We start from the raw sequence: 11,549 nt of genomic DNA, 5'->3' as shown, positions 1-11,549 counted from the left end.
AATATCGCGTTTTGGGCTATCTTCCTGACCTATATTAATTAGTACTTTTTTACTACCTTTTTGGAGTGTTCGTGTCTTATAAGAATATTTTTGTCTCGCTATTATGTAGTGTATTACTGCTAACAACTCAGGTTAATGCCGAAGATACTACAAAAAGTAATTCTGAGAATAGTACCGAAAATAGTACTGAAAGCAGTGATGCTACTGCTAACGGTAATACCGATCAAGTAACAAAAATGCCTCACTTTGATACTGAAGTCGCAGGTGTGCCTTTTATTATATCAACAGAACAATTGGGCACTGCCGTTGGCGTATCCGGTATTGTCAAACATGCTGGACAGCCGCAAGCATCGATATTCGGACTTGGCATATACAGTGAGAATGACAGTAATATTAGTTTTATCTCATTCAACAATTACGCACTGCCAGGTCTGAAATCTTGGTTGTTCTCGACGGAATATTACCGTGGTTATTTAAGTAACGGTATTTATTATGTTCCAGCTGCAAGAGCGCCAGGCGAACCCCGTACGACCAACGAAATTATTGCAGAGGGGACTGAATCTTCGTTACGTGTAAATGCGAGATATGTATTACCTTGGGGTTTAGGTGCCAATGGTGCTGCGCGTAGTTTGAAGCCGGAACGTGGGGAAATGGCGTTTAATCCACTGGAATCTGGCGTTACCAGTATTAATGTTACGCCGTTTCAACAAAAGCGTGATGTCACTGGTTACGACAATTTACCCGATGTCGCTCAAGGGTTAGAACTAAAGTTTGACTGGGATAACCGTGACAGTATTGGTGATACTGAATCAGGTAGTCAAACTCGATTTACCGTACGTCGTGATTTTGGTAACGATGAGCGTAACAGCTGGACGACTTGGGAATTAGAGCAAAGTGCATTTGTGCCATTTGATGGGAATATGTTCTTTAAAGAGCAAGTCTTAGCATTTAACTATTACCTTGCCGATACACCAACATGGGATAGTGGCACTGGCGTTGCGGATAAACATCGTCCACCTGCGTTTGCAGGTATCAAGTTGGGTGGCTTTAACCGCTTACGTGGTTATTCGTCAGGGCAATTCTATAGTCGCAGCGCAGTATCTTACAGCGCTGAATACCGTGTAAAACCGCATTGGCAACCATTACATAACTTACCATTTTATGACTTCCCTTGGTGGCAGTGGTCTGCATTTGTCGAAACAGGGCAGGTTGCTGATAGCTTTGATTTGTCGGCATTACACGATGATTTGAAATGGACTGCTGGTTTAGGCTTACGGTTTAACGTGGAAGGCGTATTAGTACGTATTGATTTTGCTAAAAGTGAAAATGGTGGCCAAACTTGGTTTATGGTTAATCAACCATTCTAACGGTAAGAACACGATGTTAAAGACATAAAAAAGCCGTCATTGTTACTCATTTATAAGGTATACAATGACGGCTTTTTCGTCTTTTTAATAAGCTCTAAATCAATGGTTACTTCTTGAACATTGACTTTAAATCAGCGAAAGGATTGTAAGTCGCTGAGTCTTGATTGTTATCACCGGCTTCAATTTCTGTCGCGTACTGATCGTGCTCAGTGTATTTTGAATGCTCGTTGTCATGACAATATAAGCAGAGTAATTCCCAGTTACTACCGTCATTCGGGTTGTTACTGTGGTCATGGTCCATGTGGTGAACCGTTAACTCTCTTAAGTTAGAATAAACAAACTCGCGTGTGCAACGGCCACATATCCATGGGAATAACTTAAGTGCTTTCTCGCGATAACCTTGCTCCATACGCTTATACGTTACGCTGGAACCTAAAGTATCTGATGACATAACTGTGCATCCATAATAATCAAAAGGGTATTGTAAAAGTATATCGAACACTGATCAACTGATTATTTAAGCCAGTTATGGGTATCAGAACAAAAGTGGATGAGGTAAAATATGCGCTATTCAATTTACCAGTATTTTAGCTACCTATGTCAGTCTCAAAAATAGATTCAACCGCACTTAAATACCTGTCAGCCTATTCAGATCAAGTTAAAAGCCAGGTCAAATTGATGTTAGAGCAGGATAAGCTTAGTCAATTCTTATTAACTAAATACCCGACAACGCATGTCATTACCAATGATAAGAAATTGCGTGAATATGTTATGGATTTAAAGAATAATTATTTAAAGAAATCATCGCCGATCAGCAAGATTATTTATGATCCTAAAATTCATGTGGTGAATAACGCACTGGGTTTACATACCTTTGTATCGCGCGTGCAGGGCAATAAATTAAAAAGTAAAAACGAGATCCGGATCAGTGAGATGTTTAGACGTTGTCCAGAAGCATTTTTACAAATGATAACGGTACACGAACTTTCGCATGTTCGCGAAAAAAATCACGACAAAGCCTTCTATAAGCTTTGCGAGCATATGTTGCCTGACTATCATCAGCTAGAATTTGATATGCGTTTGTATTTAACTCAAGTCGAATTTCGAGGCGAGATCTATTAATTAGTTCGAGACGGCTACTTCATCGTTACCTTGCCACCCACCATTTTATAAGCTGGCGTGCCTCTGATTAGCATGTCTCTTGCGAAGATTTGTCCACATTTAGGGCAAGTACAGGGCGTTTCGCAGTAGTCTGTGACGATACGCTCTTTAAAACATTTCACCAGGCTGCCTTTACCGCCTTTACGGTACTTAAACAGCAGTGTTTTACATTTACTGCATGAGATCTCAACTGTTTGAGTGGGACCTTTTTTGTTCGGTTTTGCCATTTAAATTTTTCTTATGGGAAGTAGTATCAGAAATAATGTTGTAGTTTACACGCTTCTCATCCTTGATTTCACTATGTTTGTAGTTCAGGATAGGAAATTATATTCGTAAAGGTCAGCACTTCAATGTCGGCGTCGAACAACACCAATAAAAAAACAACAAAATCATCGAATAAACTCAGAACCTGGATCTTAAGCCTGCTAATTCTGATGCTATCAAGTGTCGCTGTCACCTTGGTATATCGTGAACGTATTATCGTCGGTGTTACTAATCATTTCGCAGCCCCTTACGGTGTAAAAGTTGCGACGTTAAATGGACTCGCGGTTCAATTTGACTTACAGCAACCTTTCTTTATCAAGAAGGTTACTCTTGCACAGCTTGAGTTGTATGTCGATTACTTACAGTTTGAAAAAACTACGCAAGGCCAAACCAATCAAGCGGCAACGCAAACTGCCATCACGCCGCTTAGCTTACCAGAGTTACCGAATTGGATACCCGATCTTCATATTACTAACATAGCAGTGCAGGGCAGTAGTTTACCTAAGCTTAATTTAGAACAACTTCACTTCCAGGACAACATTTTCAAAGTAATAGACTTCAAGGCTTTGGACTTGAATTCTATTGCCATCAAAGACATCGACTTTAAATATATGGCGGGTGTTCCTGAGTTTGGTTTTTCAGTGTGGCAGGCAGGACGAAACCTGTTAGAAGCTAAATTAAACTATATTTTTGATAATAATGTTGATAGCAACAATGTCGATCGCAATAATGTTGATAACCAAGCGTTCATTAAAGCGCAATTAACGACAGATTTAACCAATATCAGCAGTATTGTGAATAAGCTGTTGCCCGATCTGAACACCACTATCGTAGGCACTGCAACGCTTGAAACAAGGTTCGATCCACAGTTGATAGATAATGTGGCCGTCAAATTGTCATTCAGTAATCTTGGAATGAGTCATAACCAACAAGCAATGATTGCCAATGCAGATGTTATTGTCGATACCGTACTCGTGCTTGAGGGTATCGATTGGTTACCTGAGCATGTTAATTTAAACATCGCGCATATAGATCCAATCAATCTCACCGCAGATACATGTGCGCCTTATACTCAGCTATTCAATATAGACAAAACGGCTTGTCAATCGTTTAACAAAGAAGCGTCACCAACATTAGCACCTATCGTTATTACACCTGAGTTACCTTTATCTTTACAGCTTTCAATACAGGAAAGTGATATTCAACGCTGGCAAGTACAAGCAAAGCAGCTCGGTATGAAAGTGCAGATGCTGGATAAAACAGCTAAAAATAGCGTGGTTGTAAAGGCGCAGAAATTACAGTTAACCCCGCAATCGTGGCTGAGTGATTGGTCGTTCGCTATGATCACCAACAGTCATTATGTCAGTGATATTCATGTACCAGTACAACTAAACGCGCAAGGACATATTGACGTCAATCCGACCGAGTCAGCAATGAATATTAAAGTCACCGTTAATGAAGCCGCATTCACGGCGCAGAAATTTAACTACATGGATATATCCAGCGAGGATATTCAGGTTGCTTTACTCGCTCCGATGACAGTGAATATCGACAAGGGTGAGGTACGACCGTTTGACTTTGCTTTATCGACAGCCTTGTTCAATACCAAATACCAGCACGAATATAAATTGGAGCGATTGACTGCGCAGCATCAGGGACGTTTTAGCGCTAAAACAGTGAGCGTAAGTTCTGATTGGCAGTTGGATGATGTGGTATTGAAAAGTAAAAATACCATTAAGCTATTCAATTTAGCGCCGCACAAATTGGAGGGTAAATGGCAATTTCCTAAGCAAACCATTCCATCTTTAATTACGGATATATATCCTTTACCTGTTGGACTTAACTTGCCTGCACGAGTGACAAACAGACTTGAATATCAGGTGATGTTGAATGGACAAGAAAGGTATCTAACAGCCAGTATGTCGGGTGGACTCACCGCCGATCATAGTACTTTTAATGAGATAACTGCTACTGATATCAATGCTACATGGATGTGTAGCATTGTTGCGGATAAACCTGATTTAGCCACATCGTTAAATGCGAAATGTAATATTAATAGTGACATTTCATCCGTTGACATGGGGCCTGTCACCACTGACGTTAATTTCTCTGGCTTGGTATCATTCGCTGATGAAAAGCTGCAAGTGGTGGTTGATAATGCATCTGCAAAGGCTTTCTCTGGCACTATTTCGGTATCGCCGTTGTTAATTACCGATTTTGATCATATTGTTGGTCAGTTACAGGTTCGCAATCTATCTTTACCTGAGGTACTTGAATTATATAACGTTCCTGGTGTGAAAGTGACTGGCTTATTAAAAGCTGATTTACCTTTTATTGTTCAGGGCGCTGGGATATCAATAACCGATGGCTCAATAGAGCAGCAAGGTGCAGGTGGGGTGATCCAAATAAAGGATAATGTCACGATAGATCAGTTAAAGTTAACTCAGCCACAATTACGCTATGCTTTAGAACTGTTAGAAAACTTACATTATGATTCGTTACACAGTGATATTGATTATAAGCCCAGCGGAGATACCAAATTAACGATTAATATCAAAGGGCATAACCCGAGTGTGGCGCAGCCAATTGAATTTAATTATTCCCATGAAGAAAATGTATTGCAGCTATTTCGTAGTTTAAGAATTAATGATGCGCTGTATGATGCGCTTGATAAAATGAATCACCCATAAGGATATAATATGAAAGCACTGTTATTTAGTGCAAGTTTACTTGTACTTATCGCAGGTTGTACACCAACAGTACAGCTTGCTGTTCCCGATAAACCGATTGTGATTAATTTAAATGTAAAGATTGATCACGAGATTAAAGTGAAAATAGATAAAGAGCTAGATGATGTATTTAGCGATGATGAGTTATTCTAGTGAAATGGAGATTACAATGAGAAGAATTTTTTCAGCCTTGATTATTTTAATCGCGATGTCATTTTCGGTACAGGCGATGAACCTACAAGACGCGAAACAAGCAGGATTAGTCGGTGAGCAAGTCAACGGTTATCTTGGCGCTGTAAAGCCAAGTAACGAAGTGAATACGTTAGTTACAACGGTTAATAATAAGCGTAAAGCTAAATATCAAGAACTTGCTACAAAGCATAATATTACGGTTAAATCTGTTGCTGCACGCGCGGCTAAAAAAGCCATGTCGATGACAGCTAAAGGTCAGTTTATTGAATCTTCTCCAGGACAGTGGAAGAAGAAATAGCCATACTATTACGTTTATAAAAACAATTACGTTCATAAAAACAGTAACGTTTAAAAAGCATAAGCTCTGCGGTGATGTATTAACAACATGACGGTGGGGCTTTTATGTTTATGCTAAACGTTTAACCCTTTATGTGAAATATCCCTGCTTAAACATATTGCCATAGTCAGCCCCTTGTTACTTCAAATAAACTTCAATATACTCATATAGATATGGAATAAATTCAATAAAGGAAGTTGTCATGATGGTAAACATCGAAAGTACTGACAAGGAAAGTGAATCACAATCAAGCGAGATAGAATTCTATGTCGTCTCTCAAAAAAAACTGTTAATTTTATTTATTAGTTCATTTGGTTTATACACTGTTTATTGGTTTTATAAACATTGGAGCCAATGCAAAAAAAGCACAAATAAAGATGTATGGCCGGTGATGAGAGGCATATTTTCTATTTTCTTTGTTCATGAGTTGTTTTCATTATTTGAACAGAAATATGAAGAAAAAACGGGTGCAGCACCTAAAAGTATTCGTTATCTAGCAACCATGTATGTTGTATTTTCTATTGGTTGTCAAATCGTTGGCAATCTGTCTGAATATGGGTATGCACCACAACTCACATTCATTTTAAGCTTATTGGTCCTGCCTGTGTCAGGTTGGGTTTTGTATAACGCGCAATCGTTAGCCAATTATGCTGGCGAGGATGTACTGGGTGAGGCGAATAGTAAATTAACCGGGTTGAATTATCTGTGGTTATTGCTTGCAGCTGCGTTTTGGTCTTTTCTTGTTTTTGGACTTTTTTCGTATGTTCAACTGCAAAAGTCTAAAGAAGAAGTGCGAACATCCTATGCTCAATATTTCACCGAGACCGATGATCGCATAAAGATGACCCACTTTAATATTAATGAAAACGCTGTGGATATTGTGTTAGAGCTAAATGGTATGGGCAATAAGTTGAGCTCGTATGATATGGAAACATTGCAAGCTAACTCGAAGATGTTCATACGCGATAAGGTCTGTGGAGCAGCAACGCTTGTTGAGTTTATTGATGACGGTAATTATGTGACCGTTGATATCGTCAATGGAGACAGTGAAAGCTTAGAAAATATCATTAATTTAAGTTTCTCTCGAGGAGCGTGTGAATAAAGTGACCATTGATATCACTGGGGCATAAATAAGTAAAATTTACGCAACGAGCTATGATTAATATTGTGATAATGGCTTGTTTTAAACAATTTGGTGAATATATCGATGATGACTTGTCGGTTCGGCTTACTGTGTTTAATATTACTGATCACTGTTAATTCGGTGAATGCGGCATCAGAAATGGATGATCCTGAAACACGTCTTCCGTTCATCGCTGAATTTCGTGTCGGTATATTAGCGCATAATATTGGCCCAATCGCGTCTAGAGAAGAAAACGGTACTGATGTAAATATGGAAATACATTTTCAACCCCCCAAATTGCTGAGGGCACTCGGTGAACCTAAACCTTTTATAGGCACCACCATTAATACGGTGGGCGATACCAGTTTTCTTTATGCTGGTTTTATGTGGGATTTTGATATTACAGCATCTTTCTTTGCTAGTCTGGGTCTTGGCATGGCAGTGCATAATGGTAATAGTGGCGTGGTAGAAGAAGATGATGGGCTGACAACATTAGGCTGTTGGTGGTTGTTCAGAGAGTCTCTTGAACTCGGTTATAAAGTGGAAAAACAGATTTCAATTGCCCTGTTTTGGGATCACGTATCACATGGGGACTTTTGTAGCGATCGTAATAGTGGCATGGATAACACGGGCTTACGGTTACATTTCAAGTTTTAAGCGTAAACCGCCAAGCGTTGATGCGCGAAACATCTTGCTGGGCGGTTTCATATTACTCATTCAGAATGGCTTTAACCAACCGCAGGGATCACGTCCGCCATTTGTAAAAACTGCGAAGCGATGATCACGCAACCCATCAAGCTAGCAAGTACTAGACTCACATTACCACCGCTAACTTTATAACCACTTGCTTGTGCTTTACGTTGCTTAGAAACCATCGCCACAGGCAAGAAGATCGCTAGAATAACCAATGCAATTGCGGCATAACCCAACGCCGTAATAAATCCTTGTGGGTAAAACAGCGCAAAAGCCAGTGGTGGTAAAAATGTGACAAGCGCTGTTTTTAAACGGTGCGATTTACCGTCTGTGCGAGTGCTATCGTTAGCGCCGCTGTCATTGCTGTTATTAAGACCAGTGTTAGTGCGTTTCATCATGCCTGATAACAAATCAAACAAACCTAAGCTCACACCTAAGAATGACGTTGCTAAAGCAAGATCGGCAAACACTGAGACTGACTGGCTTACGTGCGGTTGTTGTAATACATCGCTGAGCGATGCAATAAAGCTAGTTAGCGAGTTATTCGCCATTAGCTCGGTCTGGCTTAATACACCTTGCGTCGCGACTTGCCATAACAGATAGATAACCAGTGGCGCAGATGCACCGCAGATCATTACTTTTTTCAGTGTTTTAATATCAATACCCACATAACGTACGATTGATGGGATACTGCCGTGGAAACCAAACGATGTAAAAATAACCGGTAACGCAGATAGTAGCAAACCTTGCTGTACTGGCATTTCTAATAAATTAATCGATTCAACGTGTGGAAATAACAGGCTTAGTGTCAGTGCTAAGACAACAATTTTCACGCTAAACAATACCCGATTTACGATATCCACAGAGTGCGTACCGATAGATACAACTGTCGCCACTACGATTGTCAGTAATATAGCGCCAAACTGAGGCGTTAATTCTAAACTCATGAAATCATTAATCTTGTTAGTTAACTGCGAACCGCCACCAGCGATGTATGCAGCACAAAGCGCATAGAATAAGAAGAAAGAAGCAAACGTTGCGAGATATTGACCGGGTTTACCCAATAAATTTTTAGCCAGTGAGTTAAGCGTTGCATCATGCTCTGCATGTTGGTGGATCTCTAACATAAGTAATGCGGTATACGTCATTAACGCCCAGTTAGTGATGATCAAAAATGCGGCGGGATAGAAACCTAAACCAGCGGATGCAAGGGGTAAAGCTAACATACCACCACCAAGAGCGGTGCCAGCAATAATAAGGGTACTTCCTACTATTTTATTCACAGTTATAAAACCTTATTCACAGTCATAAAACATTCCATTACGGATCTCGATTGAAAATGTGTAAACTTATGTTTACAACAACTTCCTTGAATATAGATAAACTATTAAGACGCGGTGAGTTTACTTATAATGTAGGGGTTAGTGCAATAGCTTTAGTGTAAAATATGCACATTAGATTGGAAACTAATATTTACAGCTTTACCTGCGAGGCTTTAACTATCTAAATATCTGAGGTGATCTTGCCGATTTTGTTGTTCAGACTACGAAGTTATTCAATAACGTAGTACCATAGCGAAGTCTTTAATTTGCTCAGATAATGATCCTTTATGTTTAAGTTTTTTGAAAAAATGTCTTCGGCGTTCCCCAAGCATCAGCCAGAACAGCCGCCGCAAGATCTCGTCGCTTTCTGCCGTTATTATACCCGTGGTTTTGAATCGCCTTTATTAGCGATGGCAATACTTAGCGCGATGATTGCGATATTAGAAGTATCGCTATTTGGTTTTATGGGGCAGCTGGTAGATTGGCTATCTACTCATGAACCTGAACATTTCTTAAATGATGAGAGTGCCAACCTCATTGGTTTAAGTGTATTGATACTGGTGGGGATGCCGCTATTGGTATTGTTGCACTCGTTGATCATGCATCAGACATTGTTGGGTAATTACCCTATGTCTATTCGTTGGTTAGCACATCGCTATTTATTACGTCAAAGTGTGTCTTTTTTCCAAAGTGACTTTGCCGGACGTATTGCCACCAAAGTAATGCAAACTGCCTTGTCTGTACGTGAAACAGTGATGAAGTTACTGGATGTATTGGTCTATATCGCAGTGTATTTTATGGCGATGTTAGTTATGATTGGGCAAGCAGACATGCGCTTGATGCTGCCGATGCTGGCGTGGCTTGTTGGTTTTATTGCTATCCAGTTATACTTTGTGCCGAAGCTTAAGAAGATCTCGACAGAACAAGCCAATGCCCGTTCAATGATGACAGGCCGGTTAGTTGATAGTTATACCAACATCACCACAGTTAAGTTGTTCTCGCATAACTCTCGCGAAATGGTGTATGCCGAAGAAGGCATGGACGAATTCCTGGTGACGGTCCATAAACAGATGCGTTTGGTTACCGGTTTCACTTTCTGTGTCGAGTTATTAAATTACTTATTATTATTTGGTGTTGCTGCGATGTCGATCATGCTGTGGTTAGACGCGAGTTTAAGTGTAGGTATTATTGCGGTTGCGATCAGCTTGGCGTTACGTCTAAACAGTATGTCGAAGTGGATCATGTGGGAAATTGGTGGTCTGTTTGAGAATATGGGCACAGTGATTGATGGTATGAATACCTTAGCCAAGCCGATCGAAATTGAAGATAAACCAAATGCTAAACCTCTGACTGTATCAGCAGGTGAAATCGAATTTGATAACATCAGTTTCCATTATGGCGAATCAGCGGGTGTGATAGAGAAGTTAAATCTGAAGATTAAACCGGGTGAAAAAGTCGGCCTAGTTGGTCGCTCTGGGGCGGGTAAATCGACCTTGGTTAACTTGTTGATGCGCTTTCATGATGTGGAATCGGGATCAATTAAAATTGATGGCCAAAATATCAGTGATGTCCAGCAAGACAGTTTACGCGGTCAAATTGGGATGGTGACACAAGATACCTCGTTATTACATCGTACCATTCGCGAAAATATTATGTATGGCAATCCTGATGCTAGCGAAGCACAGTTACTGCAAGCGACCAAGCAAGCCTGTGCCGATGAGTTCATTAGCACCTTGACGGATACCTTTGGTAACAAGGGTTATGATGCGCAAGTGGGTGAGCGTGGGGTTAAACTGTCGGGTGGGCAACGTCAGCGTATTGCCATTTCGCGGGTATTATTAAAAGATGCACCAATCCTGGTATTAGATGAAGCGACTTCGGCGTTAGATTCTGAAGTTGAATCGGCCATTCAAGATAGTTTAAATGAACTCATGGATGGTAAAACAGTCATTGCGATTGCGCATAGACTATCAACGATAGCGGCAATGGATCGTTTAATTATTCTCGATGAAGGTCGTGTAGTGGAGCAGGGTTCACACCAAGAGCTGCTTGCGCAACACGGCATCTATGCCAAGCTTTGGGCCCATCAAACCGGTGGTTTCATTGGTGAGAATGCTTAGTCAGCAGTCATTATATCAATCACAATAAATATATGCAGCTCGTATATTACTCAATATACGGAGCTGCATCTATACCCAAGTTACTTCAAGGTGCTGTATCAGATACGAGCAGGGCAAACCGAATGAAGGCATCTTCGGCGTTATGAAATCTTGATTTAGAATAACTAAATCCTCGATTTCATGCCTTGAATATCCTCTCCTTTCGGTTTGCTGATTGTGCACCTTGAAGTAGCTTGGGTAT

Annotated in this window: 11 protein-coding genes; 8 read left to right on the top strand and 3 right to left on the bottom strand. The window is 40.4% G+C overall.

All coding sequences use genetic code 11. From position 1 onward, the window contains the following. The first annotated feature begins 71 nt into the window (after positions 1-71). Positions 72-1,367 carry a BamA/TamA family outer membrane protein gene (locus PE36_RS22685; RefSeq protein ID WP_006034460.1) on the top strand — a complete coding sequence of 432 codons (1,296 nt, stop codon included), beginning with the start codon at positions 72-74 and terminating at the stop codon, positions 1,365-1,367. A gap of 106 nt (positions 1,368-1,473) precedes the next feature. Here the strand turns inward: PE36_RS22685 and PE36_RS22680 are convergent, their stop codons facing one another. Then, the gene (locus PE36_RS22680; protein WP_006034459.1) at positions 1,474-1,818 is read right to left on the bottom strand and encodes a YajD family HNH nuclease; all 345 of its coding nucleotides are present in this window, start codon (positions 1,816-1,818) and stop codon (positions 1,474-1,476) included. A gap of 146 nt (positions 1,819-1,964) precedes the next feature. Between PE36_RS22680 and PE36_RS22675 the strand changes: the two genes are divergently transcribed. Continuing rightward, on the top strand, positions 1,965-2,489 hold the full coding sequence (locus PE36_RS22675) for a M48 family metallopeptidase (RefSeq protein WP_006034458.1): 525 nt from the start codon (positions 1,965-1,967) through the stop codon (positions 2,487-2,489). 14 nt (positions 2,490-2,503) lie between these two features. Here the strand turns inward: PE36_RS22675 and PE36_RS22670 are convergent, their stop codons facing one another. Next, positions 2,504-2,755, bottom strand: a complete 252-nt coding sequence (locus PE36_RS22670) for a hypothetical protein (protein WP_006034457.1) — start codon at positions 2,753-2,755, stop codon at positions 2,504-2,506. Positions 2,756-2,878: 123 nt separating this feature from the next. Here PE36_RS22670 and PE36_RS22665 point away from each other — a divergent pair, with 123 nt between their 5' ends. The 5 genes from PE36_RS22665 (at position 2,879) to PE36_RS22645 (ending at position 7,830) form a co-directional block, all read left to right on the top strand. Then, complete coding sequence (locus PE36_RS22665) at positions 2,879-5,482, top strand: YdbH domain-containing protein (protein ID WP_006034456.1); 2,604 nt, start codon at positions 2,879-2,881, stop codon at positions 5,480-5,482. A 9-nt stretch (positions 5,483-5,491) separates the two neighbouring features. Beyond that, a complete protein-coding gene (locus PE36_RS22660; RefSeq protein ID WP_006034455.1) occupies positions 5,492-5,674 on the top strand; it encodes a YnbE family lipoprotein in 183 nt (60 codons plus the stop codon). A gap of 16 nt (positions 5,675-5,690) precedes the next feature. Beyond that, positions 5,691-6,011 carry a YdbL family protein gene (locus PE36_RS22655; protein ID WP_043994999.1) on the top strand — a complete coding sequence of 107 codons (321 nt, stop codon included), beginning with the start codon at positions 5,691-5,693 and terminating at the stop codon, positions 6,009-6,011. 241 nt (positions 6,012-6,252) lie between these two features. Then, a complete protein-coding gene (locus tag PE36_RS22650) occupies positions 6,253-7,152 on the top strand; it encodes a hypothetical protein (RefSeq protein WP_006034453.1) in 900 nt (299 codons plus the stop codon). Between the two features lie 105 nt (positions 7,153-7,257). Continuing rightward, complete coding sequence (locus PE36_RS22645) at positions 7,258-7,830, top strand: acyloxyacyl hydrolase (protein ID WP_006034452.1); 573 nt, start codon at positions 7,258-7,260, stop codon at positions 7,828-7,830. A 71-nt stretch (positions 7,831-7,901) separates the two neighbouring features. Here PE36_RS22645 and PE36_RS22640 read toward each other — a convergent pair whose 3' ends face one another. Next, positions 7,902-9,155: an aromatic amino acid transport family protein gene (locus PE36_RS22640; RefSeq protein WP_043994998.1), complete on the bottom strand. Its 1,254-nt coding sequence runs from the start codon at positions 9,153-9,155 to the stop codon at positions 7,902-7,904. Positions 9,156-9,475: 320 nt separating this feature from the next. Between PE36_RS22640 and PE36_RS22635 the strand changes: the two genes are divergently transcribed. Beyond that, on the top strand, positions 9,476-11,308 hold the full coding sequence (locus PE36_RS22635) for an ABC transporter ATP-binding protein (RefSeq protein ID WP_006034450.1): 1,833 nt from the start codon (positions 9,476-9,478) through the stop codon (positions 11,306-11,308). The last annotated feature ends 241 nt before the right edge of the window (positions 11,309-11,549 follow it).

Source organism: Moritella sp. PE36 (assembly GCF_000170855.1).
Lineage (GTDB): Bacteria > Pseudomonadota > Gammaproteobacteria > Enterobacterales > Moritellaceae > Moritella.
The sequence above is the reverse complement of the archived record's forward strand: the minus strand, read 5'-3'. Positions and strand labels throughout refer to the sequence as shown.

What these genes read in the sequence shown, in the direction of transcription:
- PE36_RS22680 (WP_006034459.1), bottom strand. Translation starts at nt 1,818, where the DNA reads ATGTCATCAGATACTTTAGGTTCCAGCGTAACGTATAAGCGTATGGAG.
- PE36_RS22675 (WP_006034458.1), top strand. Translation starts at nt 1,965, where the DNA reads ATGTCAGTCTCAAAAATAGATTCAACCGCACTTAAATACCTGTCAGCC.
- PE36_RS22670 (WP_006034457.1), bottom strand. Translation starts at nt 2,755, where the DNA reads ATGGCAAAACCGAACAAAAAAGGTCCCACTCAAACAGTTGAGATCTCA.
- PE36_RS22665 (WP_006034456.1), top strand. Translation starts at nt 2,879, where the DNA reads ATGTCGGCGTCGAACAACACCAATAAAAAAACAACAAAATCATCGAAT.
- PE36_RS22660 (WP_006034455.1), top strand. Translation starts at nt 5,492, where the DNA reads ATGAAAGCACTGTTATTTAGTGCAAGTTTACTTGTACTTATCGCAGGT.
- PE36_RS22655 (WP_043994999.1), top strand. Translation starts at nt 5,691, where the DNA reads ATGAGAAGAATTTTTTCAGCCTTGATTATTTTAATCGCGATGTCATTT.
- PE36_RS22650 (WP_006034453.1), top strand. Translation starts at nt 6,253, where the DNA reads ATGATGGTAAACATCGAAAGTACTGACAAGGAAAGTGAATCACAATCA.
- PE36_RS22645 (WP_006034452.1), top strand. Translation starts at nt 7,258, where the DNA reads ATGATGACTTGTCGGTTCGGCTTACTGTGTTTAATATTACTGATCACT.
- PE36_RS22635 (WP_006034450.1), top strand. Translation starts at nt 9,476, where the DNA reads ATGTTTAAGTTTTTTGAAAAAATGTCTTCGGCGTTCCCCAAGCATCAG.